The sequence below is a fragment of the Lysinibacillus sp. FJAT-14222 genome, assembly GCF_001278875.1.
Taxonomy (GTDB): Bacteria; Bacillota; Bacilli; order Bacillales_A; family Planococcaceae; genus Lysinibacillus; species Lysinibacillus agricola.
This window is the reverse complement of record NZ_LIYL01000021.1, coordinates 278,881-295,463: the sequence shown is the minus strand read 5'-3', so window position 1 is coordinate 295,463 and position 16,583 is coordinate 278,881. Positions and strand designations below refer to the sequence as shown.

Sequence of the window (16,583 nt, the reverse complement as noted above, 5' to 3'; positions counted from 1 at the left end):
CCTTATTTTGGCTTCACTAATTCCATGTACGAAGCAATATTTCCCTCCGTCATTTCACCAGTAATAATTTTGGCTACCTTACCATCTGGATCAATAAGGAGTGTTGCAGGTAATTGACCTACATTGTAGGCAGTCATAACGCTTTTCGTTTTGTCAATAACTACTGGGAACGTTAAATCGTATCTATCGACAAAATTCTGTACTTCAAAATCTGTTTGTGCAATATTGACAGCCAATGTTTGTACACCTTGATCTTTAAAGACTTTATACTGACGGTCCATTGCAGGCATTTCCTTCTCACATGGCTTACACCAAGTTCCCCAGAAGTTCAAAAATACTCCCTGCCCTTTATAATCAGAAAGTTTATGTTTCTCACCGTTTAAATCTACTAACGTGAAGTCTGGTGCTTTAGAGCCTACTGCTATTAACTCTACTTTATCCTTTGTCGCTGTTCCGTATACCGTGTAACCAATTGCTAATACTAAAACCGCCAAAATAATGGTACGAATGACGAGACGTTTTTTCTTTTTCTCCAAGTTAATAACCCCCCTATCTATTACGGCTTAGAGTTTCAATTGACGCTAAGCTTTTCATACAAACATTCATATGTATAGATTTTATCGTCTAATTTACCACATTTATGTTTGTCATTCGGTTGCGCCAAACACCTCCTGATAAATTATGGAAACGATTTCATCAGGACGAAACTTATCTAGGTGTACTATTCTCACCTATTATAGCAAAATGAAACACAAACGCTTAGCTAATAATTATGAATGATTTATGAACGATTTCACTAATAAGAAAGTGAAAACATTACTATTACACATAGCAGTATTTCACTTTCTCATAGAAAATGCTAATTATCCGATTTGCCCTGTCTCCGCTAACACTCGCAATTGCTTCACTTCATGCTTTGTTAATTCACGATATTCCCCCGGCGCTAGTCCAAATAAATCTAAAAAGGCAAAGCGCTCGCGTTTCAGTTTAACAACTGGAGTACCGATTGCCTCAAACATGCGACGCACTTGACGATTTCGCCCTTCATGAATAGTAATCTCACAAATCGCCTTACCTGCTTTTTCATCAAAAGAAGTCATACTAACTTTTGCTGGAGCTGTTTTGCCGTCTTCTAGTTTAATTCCGCGTTGAAGCTTTTTTAAACCTTCGATCGTTGGAATACCTTTGACACGAGCAATATAAGTTTTGTCGATCTTAAACTTCGGATGTGTCAGCATATAGGAAAATTCCCCATCATTTGTCAACAACAACAAGCCAGATGTATCATAATCAAGACGGCCAACTGGGAAAATACGTTGTGGAATATACTTAAACAAATCTGTGACAGTTTTGCGTCCTTTGTCGTCTGTTACAGCTGATATCGTTGCACGTGGTTTATATAGTAAATAATAAACCTTATCCTCTTTCTCAAGCTTCACGCCTTCTACTTCTATCGTATCTGAGTTGGAAACCTTTGTACCTAACTCACGCACTACGACTCCGTTCACTTTTACTTTACCTTCTAAAATCAATTGCTCCGCCTTACGTCTTGACGCAACACCTGCATACGCAATGACCTTTTGTAATCTTTCCATTCTTTCACCTCTAGTTTTCATTCACATTGGCATAGACACCAAACTTTAAACCTTATTCGCATATGATGAATAAGGTTATTTTTCCCGCTAATCTGTGAAAATTATGTCATACTTTTATACATTATTAAAGAAAAACTAATTATGCGTAAGTAATTTGATTATTTGAAATAGTTTTCATCAGCTAGTTTTTGGATAACTTGTACCTGAATTTTAAGGGTCATCACCAAAATGTGGGATCGATTTCCGTTCCGGCTGGGTGCGTTCAACCGGAACGGAAATCAACTTAGATAAACGGCATACGTTTGAACAAACGATCATCCCCAACTTTTAGTGATGGTCTAATTTTAATCAAATCTTCTCATTACTTTTCATCAAATAGCAATCTCTTTTAAAAGTTTTTTAAAACATAAAAAGCCACCATTTTGGGCAGCTCTTCATCATTACTCAGTTTCACTATATTTATTTTCTATTTTAAGTCCATAGTTATTTAATTCTTTATTAATGAATTTTTTCACACTTGATAACTTTGTTGTTAAAGTTTGTTCAATTGTAGAACCATCTTGTAATGTGAAAATCAATTTATCTGGTAAACTTACACCATTTTTTTCTACAATAGTTTGTTCAACCTTCACAATATCTTCCCAACTTATGTAATCTTCTTGCAAACTAAAAAAATGATTCATGTGAATTCCTTTTGTATCAATATATTGATAGTTATTAATACATAAAAATATGAATGCACCAGCAATTACAAACGATGTCCCCATAATTCCTCGTTGAATATTCTTCCTTTTTTTTGTTTTAGGAGTCACTAAAAAATTGACTAATAACATGACTGCCAACACAATCAAAACTATTATTAATATAATATATGCTTGATAAAAAGTATCGAAAAAATAGTATTCCTTAGGTCGATAGAACAACTCTTGAATAGGGTATAAAAAGATAAAGGGAGCGATAAAGCTAGACAAAAATAAAATTATTATTACCCCTAATTGGTATTGCTTACTGTTTGATTCAGTAGTCATAAATACTTCCCCCCCCCGTTAACATTCGAAAATTCAGAATTTTAATTTTAACTGTCACCCTGATTTATTTTACCAAATTCCATCTCATTTGTTAATTACATCTAATTCGTTTTACACGCTATAGTTTATGCTCTAAACCCACAAACATTATCCTGAATGGCGTAACAAAGAAAAATCAGCGTATCGCTTTTAACGATCCGCTGATTCAACTGATACTGGCCTTGCATAAATACGCTCTTCACCGATAAAGATGGATAAAACGCCTTCCTTACGTTTTCTAGAAACATGTAACACTTGCCTTACACTTTCTTTTTCTTCTTTATTTAACTGCAAACTTATTGGTTGCTCTAAACGAATGGAAAGGTTTTTATTGACTTTATATTTACCTTTTTTCACTACAGTCTCAAGGCTGTAATCTTGCCAAACCTTGTTGGCTAAGCCCCGATGAACATTCCAGTCATCTGATTCATTCAAAGTGACAACAATACAGGTTTGCCCGTCCTTTTGGAAGGCGGTTGCAAGGGTCCGACCAGCCACCTTTGTAAAGCCTGTTTTTCCGGCAAATGCTGAACCTTTTGCTGATTTTAATGCACTAACAGGTTGTTGTGTCTCATCGTCTATGTCGATAGCAACCCCTGACCCTTCTCGTAATAATCGGTGCTTATTTTCCCATAACATCCCGTTTTCAGTATTGGCACGAAATAGAACTGTTGAGGCAATCTTCTTAAAAGTTTTATTTTGAAGAGCAATTCTCAGCATCTCAGCAGTATCTCTCGCTGACGATAAATGCTCATCATGGTGCAAGCCAGACGGGTTCATAAATACAGTATTTGTGAGACCAGCAACAACGGCTCGCTCATTCATTAACTTTACAAATCCTTCTACTGATCCCCCGGCATGCTCTGCTAAAGCTGTTGCTGCGTCATTCCCGGAGCGTAGCATCAAACCATATAACAGTGTTTCTACCGTAACTGTTTCACCTGCCTGCAAGTAAATTGATGAGCCCTCCGCCATTGCAGCCCTCGGTGAAATAACCACTTCATCTTGAAGATTGCTATTTTCAATAGCAACGAGTGCTGTCCAAATTTTTGTTAAGCTAGCAATTGGTAACCGTGCATCACTATTCGATCCTAATAAAACACGGCCCGTATCCCCATCTAAGACAGCATATCCGCTACCACCTCGTGCTAAACTGGTTTGTGGAAGCATTAACATTACCACGACTATCATGAACAATATTAAACGTACTAACCGAAGCAACGAGCCACTCCTTATTTAAAGTAATAGAAAAATATAAAATATATTTATGTTTCAAGCAAAGCATTATACCATCTTGCTCATCTACTTTACCCCACTAAAGGTTTCTTGGAATTTCGTCATAAATAAATCTGTTTCTTGCTCTGTTTCAACTAATTCTTCGTCAGGTAAAGGTGGCATTTCTTCTATACTATTTAAACCAAAGTAGTTTAAGAATTCTTTTGTTGTGCCATATAAGATTGCACGTCCTGTCCCTTCTGAGCGACCAACTTCCTTGACTAAACCTCTAGAAGCGAGCGTTTGTATTGGTCTTTCACATTTCACACCGCGTAAATCCTCAATTGCTACACGTGTAATTGGCTGTTTGTAAGCCACAATAGCAAGCACCTCGAGTGAGGCTTGCGATAATGATTGAACAGTTGGATTTTCTACTAATCTTTGAATGGTATCTGCAAGTTCAGATTTTGTTATGAGCTGATAAACTCCAGCTATTTCTTTTACAGTAATACCTCTAGCTAAATCTTCTTCAGATGTTGTACGCAGCTCTTCCATTGCCTGTACGACTAACTCTTCCGGTTCGCCCAAAAGTTGTGATAATTGTTTAATAGTTAAGCCATCGTCTCCAACAACAAATAATAGGGCTTCTATTCTACTCTGTAGCATCATTGTTTTCGTCATCATCCCATTCCTCCTTCTGTAAGGTAACTGATAATTCTTCAAAGTTACCATTTTGCTCTACGATGACGACCTGACGTTTCATCAATTCAAGAAGAGATAAAAACGTCAGAATAAGCGTTGGCTTATCTTCATAGGGAAAAAGCTCGAAAAATGATGCACGTCCACCTGTAGATCGTAATGTATCGACAACTGAACGCATTTGATCCTTCACTGAGCGTTCTTGTCTCGCTACAGTTGTCCTTAGTGGTTTTTTCAATTTTTTTCGACGCATCAGTTTTTGGAAGGCCCCAAGCATGTCAAAGATGTTGACGTTCAAATCAAATAACGCCATTTGCTCATCTGATGCTAACTCTGATAAATCTGCTGGTGGCCGTGTAAATACCTGTGCTCGATCTGTTTCAAGCTCTTGCAGGCTACTCGCTGCTTCTTTATATTTCTTATACTCTATTAAACGTTGCACAAGTTCTTCACGAGGGTCTGGGCCGTCGACTTCTAATTCGGCATCTTCAAGCTCACCTTCATGAATTGGCAGGAGCATACGACTTTTAATGGCCAATAATGTTGCAGCCATCACTAAATATTCACTAGCCTCATTTAACTCCAGTACCTGCATAGCATGTATATGGTCGATATATTGTTGAGTAATTTCAGCCATTGGGATATCATAAATATCAATTTCCAATCTGTGAATTAAATGCAATAATAAATCAAGAGGCCCTGAAAAGGCTTCTAATTTTACTTCATACGACATTGTTTTACCACCCTGAGATTCTATGTTCTTTTAGTATAGTGGAAAGGAGTCCAAAATGCATCCACAGCATCATACTTTATTTATCGATTACTGTGCCTACTTCAATGGTAATCAAGATTTTTTTGAATGCCATGAAGTACTTGAGGAATTCTGGAAGGATATTGCTCCCGGTGATAAAAAGCACCCTCTTGTTGGATACGTACAGCTCGCAACAGGTCTATATCATTGGCGACGTGACAATTATATAGGCGCTGCACGAATCTTAGAAAAAGCACTCCATAATTTTCAATATAATATCGGGCATATTTTTTTTGACGAAATTGACTACGATAAACTACTAATACAACTATCAGATGCACTTTCTGCCATCCAAATAGGCAAGTCCTTCCAAGCATTTCAGCTTCCACTTTCGCCCGTATTGGAGGAATTAGTATTTGCTCGCATACAGCTTTTACCATCAAGTAGCTCTAACTATCTTCTTCATAAACATATGCTTCGAGATCGCTCACATATTCTTACAGAGCGACAAGAAAGCAAACAAAGAAAAAGCAGACGTCAATGATCGTCTGCTTCTTCATCGATACAATTTATACATTTTTGAACAAATTTACGCGTTTCCTCTGTCGCACGCACACTTTCGTACTGGCCAAGTTCTGCTACTTCCTGTAGCATTTCCTTCGCAACACCTTCACCTCTATAAGAAGGGACAACGGAAACGTGTTGAATCGTAGCTATATTATTACTGTCTGTTATAAGTCCAACAATGCCAACATACTCATCGTTCTTTTTCCATAAATATAATACCCAATTATCTTCATTTTCATAGGAGTGGATTGTCTCTTTGAGCTTCTTTATGTCTTTTTCGTTAGGCATAAACGAGAGTAGCCCCATTGCTATTTTCTCGAAAGCTTTCTTATATCGAATTAACATATTTGTCTATTCCCTCTTTTTCTAGCTGTACATAATCTTTGACTATCCTACACGATTTGTACTTTTACCGCAAGTCAATTTCTGTCTTACGAACCAGGTCCGAGAATACCTTTAGACGCCAATACCCAATAAACAACGCCCCACAACAAAATAAAAGTTGACATGGACGCTAGTAATACCCATTTGTTTTTTCTCAAATTTACTCACCCTTTTTTAACGTTAGCGGGAGATCGTTTTGTACAATATCTTCATAACTTTCGCGTCGAATCGCTAATTGATGCTCGCCATTTTCTACAAATACAACTGCTGGTCGTGGCACACGGTTGTAGTTACTCGCCATAGAATATCCATAAGCACCTGTACAGAAAATTGCTAGCACATCTCCAGAAGCTGCTTCCTGAAGCTTAGCATCAATAATTAATTTATCGCCTGATTCACAAAGTTTACCAGCCACTGTATATGTTTCACTTTTTGATTCATTTGCTTTACTTGCAATGACCGCCTCATACTTCGCATCATATAATGCCGGACGGATATTATCACTCATGCCACCATCAACAGCAATATATTTACGAACATTGGGTACTGTTTTTTGTGAACCAATTGTATAAAGTGATGTTCCTGCATCGCCTACAAGTGATCGTCCTGGTTCGATCCAAATTTCAGGCATAGTTAGACCAAGTACAGTCGCTTTGTTCTTAACAACCGTAATCATATCCTCTACATATACTTGTGGCTCAAGCGGTGCATCTTCCTCAGTATAACGAATTCCGAAGCCCCCTCCTAAGTTTAACACAGTACATGTAAAATCGTGAGTCTTGTTCCAATCAGAAATTTTATCAATTAATTTTTCTCCTGCTAAGCCAAAGCCAGCTGTGTCAAAAATTTGAGAGCCAATATGGCAGTGTAGCCCTAGAAGCTCTAGGTATTCATGGTTAAAAGTTTGTCGGAAAGCTTCATCTGCTTGACCATTATTTAAGTCGAAGCCAAATTTAGAATCCGCTTGACCTGTCGTAATAAAATCATGCGTATGTGCCTCAACACCTGGTGTGACACGTAGTAAAATACGCATTTTTTGTTGACGGCGCTCTGAAATTTCTTGTAAAAGCTGAATTTCATAGAAGTTATCCACGACAATACAACCAATTTTCGAGTCAAAGGCTAATTCTAATTCAGCAATGCTTTTATTATTGCCATGGAAATGAATGCGTTCTGTAGGGAATCCAGCTTTTAAAGCTGTAAATAATTCTCCACCTGAGACAACATCTAAAGATAGATTTTCTTCTGCCGCTAATTGGTACACAGCTACACATGCAAATGCTTTAGAAGCATAAGCTACTTCTGCTTTTACACCTAGTTTTTTAAACGTATCAATAAAGCCGCGAGCACGCTTACGAATAAGCGCTGTATCATACACAAATAAAGGTGTACCATACTCTTTTGCAAGCTCTAGTGTATCTACCTGTCCAATCGTTAAATGACCATCTTCAGAAATCGCTTGTGTTCCATATAAATGCATGTGCATCTCTCCCTTTTCACATCGTTCCATCTTGTGATAAATTGCACCTCAATTTTAGAATGGACGTAGCAATATTAGTCTACTATCCTTTTTTAGAGGTATTACTACATTCGACATATTATCTTGGCGAACCTTTTGCTGAATGAAGATAATTTTTGCAAAAATCACAAAATACTATATGTGAACTTTATCACATGAAAAAAACGAGTGCAACGGCTCCTATGATCTTTTTCGCTGTTTGGAATCGACTACATAAGGTCTTAATGCATCTGCTGTCATTGGGAAACGTACAAGTACGCGAAGCATCGCATTTGGAAAGAACGGAATAAGTGGCCACAAATATGGCGCTTGCATCGGACGTAATGAACATAAATACGTAAATAATATAAAAAACCCGATAAATAACCCATTAACTCCCCAAATTCCAGTCATTATTAACAACACTAGTCTAAAGAGTTTAATGGAGATACTTAGCTCATAAGACGGAATAATAAATGTCAGAATAGCTGAAACGGCTGTATATAACACTACTTCTGGCGAGAATACCCCAACATCAATAGCAATCTGACCAATAATTACACCGGCAACTAACCCCATCGCAGTGGATAATGGAGATGGGGTATGAATGGCGGCCATCCTCAAAAATTCTATCCCAACATCTCCAATAAGTACTTGTAGTAAAAGTGGGATATGTGATTTTTCCTTTGCACCTAAAAAGGATAACGCATCTGGTAAAAATATCCCGTGCGTTGCAAATAAATACCATAAAGGCAATAATAATAAACCCATAATTGCTCCAAAATAGCGCATAAAACGGACAAAGGTTCCGACTGCTGGTGCCTGCCTATACTCCTCAGCATGTTGCAGTAAATGAAAAACTGTTGCAGGGACAACAATGACAGAGGGAGACGTATCGACAATAATGGCTACATGGCCCTCAAGTAAATGCGCAGCGGTAATATCCGGTCGTTCCGTATAACGTACAAAAGGAACTGGATGGAACTTTTGTTTAAACAACCATTCCTCTAGTGATTTATCAGCCATTGTCAAGCCATCATGGTGAATTTGCCCAAGGCGCTGTCGCAATTTATCGAGCATTTCATCATTGGCAATACCCTTTATAAACGCTAGTGCGACATCGGTTTGACCGATTTCGGATATTTTATGTAGCTCGAAACGTAAATTACTATTGCGAATTCGCCGACGAATCAAAGCAGTATTTTGTGAAATACCTTCAATAAAGCCGTCCCTAGATCCACGAATTACCTTTTCATTATCAGGCTCCTCTGGTGAGCGCCCCGGGTAATTTCGAATCTCGGCAACATAGCCGTAACCACTTTTAGTGACGAAGCTTACTTGTCCGCTTAATATGGATAATAAAAAGGCTTCACGTTTGGTTTCCTCCGAACGGCCTTGGTAATTGAAAATTGCTTCAAAATACTCCTTTTCATCCTCAATATCAATGTCCTCATCAGGCAACATATTAGAGAGTAATTGCGTTAACACTACACTATCTACAAGTCCGCTTATATATGCGCAAAGGACCGGCAAATCTTTGACAAATAAATGCTTAACAATTACGTCAAATGATTCGCCGTCACCAAATTGTTCTTTAAGAAAATTTTCGGCTTCTTCTAAGCTGTTAAATAGTTTATCTGTCATGCTGTCACCATTTTCTTAAATGTCTTTTTTTACTTCTTCCTCTTCAACTGTGGCACTTGTAGCCATCCAATTTTTCAATTGGGCAAGAATTTTTTTCTCTAATCGTGATACCTGAACTTGTGATATGCCGAGCCTGTTCGCAATTTCAGTTTGGGTACAATCTGAGAAATATCGTAAATAAATAATGGATTGCTCTCTAGGCTCAAGTCTTGTGAGCACCTCTTTTAGTGGAATATAGTCAAATGGCTGCTCGGATTTTTCGTCCTTCATCTGATCCATTAATGTAATAGAATCCCCTTCACTCTCATACAATTGCTCATGTAAGGAAGCAGGATCTCTCAATGCATCTGAAGCTGTTACAATCTCCTCAGTTGTGACACCAAGAACCTGTGCTAATTCATGAATAGTTGGTGGATGCTCATTATTTTTAATGAATTCATCGGTTGCATGGCGAATTTTAAAATTAAGCTCACGAATAGATCGGCTAACCTTCACCATGCCATCGTCCCTTAGAAAGCGCTGAATTTCACCGATGATCATTGGTACAGCATATGTCGAAAACTTTACATCATACGTTAGATCGAATTTATCCACAGACTTCATGAGTCCTATGCAGCCAATTTGGAATAAATCCTCGAGCTCTACCCCCCTACTTGTAAAGCGTTGGACGATAGACCACACAAGCCTCGTATTCCCCTCAATCATTCGTTTACGAGCCTCATGATCGCCCTGCTGTGCACGTGCAATTAAATCTCGCATTTCTTCCTGTGACAATAGCTTATCGGACGACTGTTCTAGCGGCTTCACAATCGCACCCTCACATTACCGGTGTGCGAACCGAGTAAAATTTCTTCGTAAACGTGACAGTTGTACCTTCTTGCCACTTGGACATTACTGTCAACTGATCTGAAAAACTATCCATAATGGTAAAGCCCATACCTGAACGTTCCATCGCACTTTTCGTCGTAAATAACGGCTCCATAGCTCGACTTACATCCTCAATGCCAATACCTTTATCCATAACAGACACGGTTACAATATCATCCTCACGTTTTGCACGAACTGTAATAACACCCTTACCATTCTCTTCATAACCGTGAATAATAGCATTGGAAACAGCCTCTGAGACAACCGTTTTAAATTCGGATAGCTCATCAATTGTTGGATCTAATTGTGCGATAAAGCCTGTCACAGCTACACGCGCTAAGGCTTCATTTTCACTAATTGCTAAAAAAGTTAATGTCATTTCGTTATCCATTTACAATCCCCCTAACTCGATCAATCGCTTCTTCTTCTGTTGCATCCATCATCCACGGCCCTAAACCTGAAAACTGAAATACTTTGCGCATTGTCGGCGATGGATTCAATAAAATTGTTCGTCCAGCGACTGCCTCTAACTCACGCATTCGACCAAGCACCAAACCTACACCTGAACTATCCATAAAGGAAAGCCCCTCTAAGTTCCAAATGATGGTCGTTACAGCGCCCTGAAAAATTGCTGTAGAAATTTTAGCTCGAATTTGCTCTACTGCATGATGATCGAGCTCCCCAAATAAACGTATAACTACTGTCTCCCTTGTTACCATCTCTAATTGAAAATGCATGAACATCGCCTCCTCCTCGTGCAATTCCACATCCAAAGTGGTGAATCCTTGCGGCTGACAGAACTAGTGCAAAGTCTTCCGAAATAGTGTCAAATCGACATTCTTATAGCTTTTTTAGGTTTAAATGCAGTATGGGATAAATCAACATTTTTTAAACGTGGCATACATTTTTCACAAGAATTATTATTAAGCGCTATAAATGTAATCAAATTATTGGCAGTCTCTCTGTCTGTTTGATAGTCTATCCGTCGCTTTAGCTTTTCTTTCCGTCGCTCTGCCTTATTTCCGTCGCTTCGGCCCCTCTTTCCGTCGCTTCGGCTCTTCTTTCCGTCGCTTATGCCCTTCTTTCCGTCGCTTTAGCTTTTCTTTCCGTCGCTTCGACCCTTCTTTCCGTCGCTCTGCCTTCTTTCCGTCGCTTTGGCTCTTCTTTCCGTCGCTTCGGCCCTTCTTTCCGGCGCTTCGGCCCTTCTTTCCGTCACTTCGGCTCTTCTTTCCGTCGCTTTAGCTTTTCTTTCCGTCGCTCTGCCTTCTTTCCGTCACTTCGACTCTTCTTTCCGGCGCTTATGCCCTTCTTTCCGTCGCTTTAGCTTTTCTTTCCATCGCTCTACCTTCTTTCCGTCGCTTCGGCTCTTCTTTCCGTCGCTCTGCCTTCTTTCCGTCACTTCGGCTCTTCTTTCCGTCGCTCTGCCTTCTTTCCGTCACTTCGGCTCTTCTTTCCGTCGCTTTAGCTTTTCTTTTCGTCGCTCTGCCTTCTTTCCGTCACTTCGACTCTTCTATTCGTCGCTTTGACTCTTCTTTCCGTCGCTCTGCCTTCCTTTCCGTCGCTTCGGCCCTTCTATTCCGTCGCTCTGACTTCTTTCCGTCACTTTAACTTTTCTTTCCGTCACTTTGACTCTTCTTTCCGTCGCTCTGCCTTCCTTTCCGTCGCTTCGGCCCTTCTATTCCGTCGCTCTGACTTCTTTCCGTCACTTTAACTTTTCTTTCCGTCACTTTGACTCTTCTTTCCGTCGCTCTGCCTTCCTTTCCGTCGCTTCGGCCCTTCTATTCCGTCGCTCTGACTTCTTTCCGTCACTTTAACTTTTCTTTCCGTCACTTTGACTCTTCTTTCCGTCGCTCTGCCTTCCTTTCCGTCGCTTCGGCCCTTCTATTCCGTCGCTCTGACTTCTTTCCGTCACTTTAACTTTTCTTTCCGTCACTTTGACTCTTCTTTCCGTCGCTCTGCCTTCCTTTCCGTCGCTTCGGCCCTTCTATTCCGTCGCTCTGACTTCTTTCCGTCACTTTAACTTTTCTTTCCGTCACTTTGACTCTTCTTTCCGTCGCTCTGCCTTCCTTTCCGTCGCTTCGGCCCTTCTATTCCGTCGCTCTGACTTCTTTCCGTCACTTTAACTTTTCTTTCCGTCACTTTGACTCTTCTTTCCGTCGCTCTGCCTTCCTTTCCGTCGCTTCGGCCCTTCTATTCCGTCGCTCTGACTTCTTTCCGTCACTTTAACTTTTCTTTCCGTCACTTCGGCTCTTCTTCCGTCGCTTATGCCCTTCTTTCCGTCGCTCTACCTTCTTTCCGTCGCTTCGGCCCTTCTTTCCGTCGCTCCGCCTTCTTTCCGTCGCTTCGGCCCTTCTTTCCGTCGCTTTGGCCCTTCTTTCCGTCGCTCTGCCTTCTTTCCGTCACTTCGGCCCTTCTTTCCGTCACTTTAACTCTTCTTTCCGTCGCTTCGGCTCTTCTTTCCGTCACTTCGGCTCTTCTTTCCGTCGCTTCGGCTCTTCTTTCCGTCGCTCTGCCTTCTTTCCGTCGCTTCGGCTCTTCTTTCCGTCGCTCTGCCTTCTTTCCGTCACTTCGGCCCTTCTTTCCGTCGCTCTGCCTTCTTTCCGTCACTTCGGCCCTTCTTTCCGTCGCTTTAGCTTTTCTTTCCGGCGCCCTGCTTTCAGAATAAAAAAAAGCGAGAACCCCCCTTCTCAAAGAGAGTTCTCGCTTCGTATTCGTATTATTTATGCAATTGTATAAGCCTTCTGTACTTTTTCGATTGTTTCCTCATCGATTTCACGATTTGAATATAAGTAAGCAATCGTCTCGTCAGCACGAACATGGTCGCCCTTTTTGGCAATCAAGTGAATACCAGCATCATAATCAAGTTCAGATTCCTTTGTTAATCGACCTGCACCAAGACCAACACTTGCTTCCCCGATCAATAGTGCATTAATCGTTTCTACCGTGCCTTCAGTAGGTGCTTTGACAGCTACTTTATTTGCTGTGTCTTTTTGTACAATATCTGCTAAATCGCCACCTTGTGCAACGATAAATTCTTCAAATTTTGCAGCTGCTGAACCATCTTCTAGCACTCGTTTAACCGCTGCTGTTGCTTCGGCCTCATTCACTCCTGCTGCAACTTGGTACATAAGCGAAGAGATAATGATACATTCCTCTAGTAGATCCACATGTGTTTCGTCCATACGTCCACTTAGTAAAGCAAATGCTTCTACTACTTCAAGCTTATTACCAATCATTTTACCTAGCGGATTATCCATATCACTAATATGTGCGACTACTTTACGTCCTAGCTTTTCACCGATTGCCGTCATCGTATCAGCTAAAACTTGCGCTTCTTCTTCTGTCTTCATAAATGCACCAGAGCCACATTTCACATCAAGTACAATGCCGTCTGCACCACTTGCTATTTTCTTACTCATGATAGACGCGGCAATAAGAGGTATTGAATCGACAGTACCCGTCACATCTCGCAATGCATACAATTTTTTGTCAGCTGGTACAAGATTGCCTGTTTGACCAGCAACCGCAATTTTATGTTTATTGACATTGTCGATGAATTCCTGTGATGAAAGCTCCGTTTTAAAGCCACGAATCGATTCTAATTTATCGATTGTACCACCTGTAATGCCTAGACCCTTACCACTAAATTTCGCCACTGGAATATCTAGTGCAGCAATTATCGGAGTGACAATTAGTGTAACTTTATCGCCTACACCACCTGTCGAGTGTTTATCAATTTTAAAACCTTCAATAGATGATAAATCAATAACATCTCCAGATTCTATCATTGCTTTTGTTAAATAAAATGTTTCATCATATGTCATGCCCAATAAACGAATTGCCATTAGTAGGGAACTTGCTTGATAATCAGGGATTGCACCAGTAGTGTAGCCCTCTATAAAATACTGAATTTCAGCCTGTGATAGCTCCTTGCCTTGCTTCTTCTTTTCAAATAGCTGTGCCATATTCATATCAATAATCCCCCTTACTTCAGATCATTTAAGAAGCTTTTACCAAACTTTGGTGCTTCTACCTTGAAGTTTTCTGCAACTGTTGCTGCAATATCTGCAAAAGTTTCACGAAGTGCTAGCTCACTACCACCATTAAAGCGTGGTGAATAAACAATTAACGGTACATATTCACGTGTATGGTCTGTCCCAGGGAATGTTGGATCATTTCCGTGGTCTGCCGTAATGATTAGTAAATCGTCTTCTGTCATCGCTTCAGTAATTTCTGGTAAACGCGCATCGAATTCTTGTAGTGCGTTACCATAACCTAGTGGGTCACGACGATGTCCAAAATTCGCATCAAAGTCCACTAAGTTTAAGAAGCTTATACCATGGAAATCACGACGCACTACTTCTGCAACCTTATCCATACCATCCGTATTATTTTTCGTACGTACTGCATCTGTGACACCTTCGCCGTTGAAAATGTCAGAAATTTTTCCGATTGCTATAACATCTAAGCCTGCATCCTTTAAGACATTCATCGTTGTACGACCAAATGGCTTTAACGCATAGTCATGGCGATTAGATGTACGTGTGAAGTTTCCTGGCGTACCGATAAATGGACGAGCAATAACACGGCCAACTAAATATTCTGGTTGTAATGTTAACTCACGAGCAATTTCACAAATTTTATATAGTTCGTCTAATGGAATAATTTCTTCATGTGCAGCAATTTGCAAAACAGGGTCAGCAGATGTATAGACAATAATTGCTCCTGTCTCCATATGCTCCTTGCCAAAGTCCTCGATTACTTGTGTCCCGCTCGCAGGTTTATTGCACAGCACTTTATGGCCTGTACGTTTTTCAAGCTCTGCAATAAGCTCAGCTGGGAATCCCTCAGGATACACCTTAAATGGTTTATCGATATTCAACCCCATGATTTCCCAATGCCCTGTCATCGTATCTTTACCAACAGATGCTTCTTGCATTTTTCCGTAGTATGCTTTAGGTTCGTCAGTAGCCTTCATACCTTGTAATGGTTCAATGTTCGCTAAGCCGAAAGACTCCATATGTGGCATTGTAAGCCCATTCATTTTTTCAGCGATATGTCCGAGAGTATGTGAGCCTACATCTCCAAAGTTCGCTGCGTCTGGAGCTTCACCAATACCAACTGAGTCCAATACTACGACATGGATTTTTTTAAATGGTTTATTCATAATTGTTGCCTCCTAATCTCTTGTCTCTATTTTACCAAAAAAAAGCGAAAAATAAAGGTCAGACCTCCGACTAACATATAATTTTCTCTCTTAAGCTCGTGGATGGAATTGCTTATAAACTTCTGATAGTCGTGTTTTACTAATATGCGTATAAATTTGTGTTGTGGAAATATCGGCATGTCCAAGCATCTCTTGTACTGCTCGTAAATCCGCACCGTTCTCCACTAAATGTGTTGCAAAAGAATGACGTAATGTATGTGGCGTTAATTCATGTTTAATGCCTGCTTTTAAAGCATGCTCCTTCATTAATTTCCAACAACCCTGCCTTGTTAAACGTTTTCCTCTTTGATTGATAAAAAAAGCATCTGTTTTTGGATATTTTCCTTGTAATTGACTCCGTGCACCACCTAAATAATTACTTAATGCAGAAAGAGCGCTTTTTCCAAGGGGAATGATACGCTCCTTGCCTCCCTTACCAAAAACGCGGACAAAGCCCATCGTTAGGTGAATATCAGCTAAATCCAACGCAATCAGCTCACTAATGCGCATCCCTGAGCCATATAATAGCTCTAGCATTGCCACGTCCCTGATGCCCTGTGGCTTGCCGCGATTTGGTGCCGCTAGTAAAGCTTCAATTTCTTCAATAGAAAGAACATTTGGTAGCTTTTGCTCAATGGTTGGCATTTCTAAATGAACTGTCGGATCTGTTTCTGCTCGCTTTTCTCTAAGTAAAAATTGATGGAAACTACGAATGGAGGATATATGGCGGGCCACAGTACGACTTGTCTTTCCTTGCATACGTAACTGCTCTAAATGACGTAAAATGGTCGTTCTTTCTACTTTATTAAAATCAGACATTGCCGCCACTTCCTGCAAAAAATTCACATAGTTTTCTAAGTCTCGGCGATAGGATGCTAATGTATTATCGGATAACTGCCGTTCTACTTGGATAAAATGGATATAATCCTCTATTGCATATTGAAATTCATTCATCACAACGCCCTCCTACTGTCAATTATTCTCTATTTTAGCACGGCTATTAGAATTGTGCTAAAACGTCCCCCTACTAGTCCAAGCTATTACGTTAAAAGTCTTATTCCAACAAAACAAAAAACTGCCCGATTCAATC

Annotated in this window: 17 protein-coding genes; 1 reads left to right on the top strand and 16 read right to left on the bottom strand. The window is 40.1% G+C overall.

Features of this window, described 5'->3' with window-relative positions; translation table 11 throughout:
- Positions 1–2: 2 nt before the first annotated feature.
- The 6 genes from resA to AN161_RS11005 form a co-directional block, all read right to left on the bottom strand.
- A complete protein-coding gene (gene resA / locus AN161_RS11030; RefSeq protein ID WP_053594398.1) occupies positions 3–536 on the bottom strand; it encodes a thiol-disulfide oxidoreductase ResA in 534 nt (177 codons plus the stop codon).
- 327 nt (positions 537–863) lie between these two features.
- Positions 864–1,595, bottom strand: a complete 732-nt coding sequence (locus AN161_RS11025; RefSeq protein ID WP_053594397.1) for a pseudouridine synthase — start codon at positions 1,593–1,595, stop codon at positions 864–866.
- Between the two features lie 440 nt (positions 1,596–2,035).
- Positions 2,036–2,623, bottom strand: a complete 588-nt coding sequence (locus tag AN161_RS11020; protein WP_053594396.1) for a hypothetical protein — start codon at positions 2,621–2,623, stop codon at positions 2,036–2,038.
- A 189-nt stretch (positions 2,624–2,812) separates the two neighbouring features.
- Positions 2,813–3,883 carry a serine hydrolase gene (locus AN161_RS11015; protein WP_053594395.1) on the bottom strand — a complete coding sequence of 357 codons (1,071 nt, stop codon included), beginning with the start codon at positions 3,881–3,883 and terminating at the stop codon, positions 2,813–2,815.
- A gap of 81 nt (positions 3,884–3,964) precedes the next feature.
- Positions 3,965–4,558 carry an SMC-Scp complex subunit ScpB gene (scpB, locus tag AN161_RS11010; protein ID WP_053594394.1) on the bottom strand — a complete coding sequence of 198 codons (594 nt, stop codon included), beginning with the start codon at positions 4,556–4,558 and terminating at the stop codon, positions 3,965–3,967.
- A complete protein-coding gene (locus tag AN161_RS11005; protein WP_053594393.1) occupies positions 4,530–5,309 on the bottom strand; it encodes a segregation/condensation protein A in 780 nt (259 codons plus the stop codon). Before AN161_RS11005 ends, scpB begins: the two co-directional genes overlap by 29 nt.
- Before the next feature lie 55 nt (positions 5,310–5,364).
- Here AN161_RS11005 and AN161_RS11000 point away from each other — a divergent pair, with 55 nt between their 5' ends.
- Entirely contained in the window at positions 5,365–5,871 is a 507-nt protein-coding gene (locus AN161_RS11000) for a DUF309 domain-containing protein (protein WP_053594392.1), read from the top strand.
- Here AN161_RS11000 and AN161_RS10995 read toward each other — a convergent pair.
- The 10 genes from AN161_RS10995 to xerD all read right to left on the bottom strand — a co-directional run bounded on the left by AN161_RS10995 (position 5,865) and on the right by xerD (position 16,447).
- A complete protein-coding gene (locus AN161_RS10995) occupies positions 5,865–6,239 on the bottom strand; it encodes a GNAT family N-acetyltransferase (protein WP_053594391.1) in 375 nt (124 codons plus the stop codon). The genes AN161_RS11000 and AN161_RS10995 overlap by 7 nt on opposite strands.
- A 199-nt stretch (positions 6,240–6,438) precedes the next feature.
- Positions 6,439–7,758, bottom strand: a complete 1,320-nt coding sequence (gene lysA, locus AN161_RS10990; protein ID WP_053594390.1) for a diaminopimelate decarboxylase — start codon at positions 7,756–7,758, stop codon at positions 6,439–6,441.
- A gap of 219 nt (positions 7,759–7,977) precedes the next feature.
- Positions 7,978–9,420: a spore germination protein gene (locus AN161_RS10985; RefSeq protein ID WP_053594389.1), complete on the bottom strand. Its 1,443-nt coding sequence runs from the start codon at positions 9,418–9,420 to the stop codon at positions 7,978–7,980.
- Positions 9,421–9,435: 15 nt separating this feature from the next.
- The gene (sigF, locus tag AN161_RS10980) at positions 9,436–10,227 is read right to left on the bottom strand and encodes an RNA polymerase sporulation sigma factor SigF (protein WP_053594388.1); all 792 of its coding nucleotides are present in this window, start codon (positions 10,225–10,227) and stop codon (positions 9,436–9,438) included.
- A gap of 10 nt (positions 10,228–10,237) precedes the next feature.
- Positions 10,238–10,678: an anti-sigma F factor gene (gene spoIIAB, locus AN161_RS10975; protein ID WP_053594387.1), complete on the bottom strand. Its 441-nt coding sequence runs from the start codon at positions 10,676–10,678 to the stop codon at positions 10,238–10,240.
- Positions 10,671–11,024 (bottom strand): anti-sigma F factor antagonist, encoded by a 354-nt coding sequence (gene spoIIAA / locus AN161_RS10970; RefSeq protein ID WP_053594386.1) that lies wholly within the window; start codon positions 11,022–11,024, stop codon positions 10,671–10,673. Before spoIIAA ends, spoIIAB begins: the two co-directional genes overlap by 8 nt.
- A 561-nt stretch (positions 11,025–11,585) precedes the next feature.
- Positions 11,586–11,726, bottom strand: coding sequence for a hypothetical protein (locus AN161_RS29605; protein ID WP_158003010.1), 141 nt, complete (start codon positions 11,724–11,726; stop codon positions 11,586–11,588).
- A 1,281-nt stretch (positions 11,727–13,007) separates the two neighbouring features.
- Positions 13,008–14,258 carry a thymidine phosphorylase gene (locus tag AN161_RS10960; protein ID WP_053594384.1) on the bottom strand — a complete coding sequence of 417 codons (1,251 nt, stop codon included), beginning with the start codon at positions 14,256–14,258 and terminating at the stop codon, positions 13,008–13,010.
- A gap of 14 nt (positions 14,259–14,272) precedes the next feature.
- Positions 14,273–15,454, bottom strand: a complete 1,182-nt coding sequence (deoB, locus tag AN161_RS10955; RefSeq protein ID WP_053594383.1) for a phosphopentomutase — start codon at positions 15,452–15,454, stop codon at positions 14,273–14,275.
- Between the two features lie 90 nt (positions 15,455–15,544).
- The gene (xerD, locus tag AN161_RS10950) at positions 15,545–16,447 is read right to left on the bottom strand and encodes a site-specific tyrosine recombinase XerD (RefSeq protein ID WP_053594382.1); all 903 of its coding nucleotides are present in this window, start codon (positions 16,445–16,447) and stop codon (positions 15,545–15,547) included.
- Positions 16,448–16,583: the final 136 nt, after the last annotated feature.

Coding starts and splice junctions, on each gene's coding strand:
- AN161_RS11025 (WP_053594397.1), bottom strand. CDS start 1,595: ATGGAAAGATTACAAAAGGTCATTGCGTATGCAGGTGTTGCGTCAAGA.
- AN161_RS11020 (WP_053594396.1), bottom strand. CDS start 2,623: ATGACTACTGAATCAAACAGTAAGCAATACCAATTAGGGGTAATAATA.
- AN161_RS11000 (WP_053594392.1), top strand. CDS start 5,365: ATGCATCCACAGCATCATACTTTATTTATCGATTACTGTGCCTACTTC.
- AN161_RS10960 (WP_053594384.1), bottom strand. CDS start 14,258: ATGAATATGGCACAGCTATTTGAAAAGAAGAAGCAAGGCAAGGAGCTA.
- AN161_RS11005 (WP_053594393.1), bottom strand. CDS start 5,309: ATGTCGTATGAAGTAAAATTAGAAGCCTTTTCAGGGCCTCTTGATTTA.
- AN161_RS10995 (WP_053594391.1), bottom strand. CDS start 6,239: ATGTTAATTCGATATAAGAAAGCTTTCGAGAAAATAGCAATGGGGCTA.
- AN161_RS10985 (WP_053594389.1), bottom strand. CDS start 9,420: ATGACAGATAAACTATTTAACAGCTTAGAAGAAGCCGAAAATTTTCTT.
- xerD (WP_053594382.1), bottom strand. CDS start 16,447: ATGAATGAATTTCAATATGCAATAGAGGATTATATCCATTTTATCCAA.
- scpB (WP_053594394.1), bottom strand. CDS start 4,558: ATGACGAAAACAATGATGCTACAGAGTAGAATAGAAGCCCTATTATTT.
- spoIIAA (WP_053594386.1), bottom strand. CDS start 11,024: ATGCATTTTCAATTAGAGATGGTAACAAGGGAGACAGTAGTTATACGT.
- lysA (WP_053594390.1), bottom strand. CDS start 7,758: ATGCATTTATATGGAACACAAGCGATTTCTGAAGATGGTCATTTAACG.
- spoIIAB (WP_053594387.1), bottom strand. CDS start 10,678: ATGGATAACGAAATGACATTAACTTTTTTAGCAATTAGTGAAAATGAA.
- deoB (WP_053594383.1), bottom strand. CDS start 15,454: ATGAATAAACCATTTAAAAAAATCCATGTCGTAGTATTGGACTCAGTT.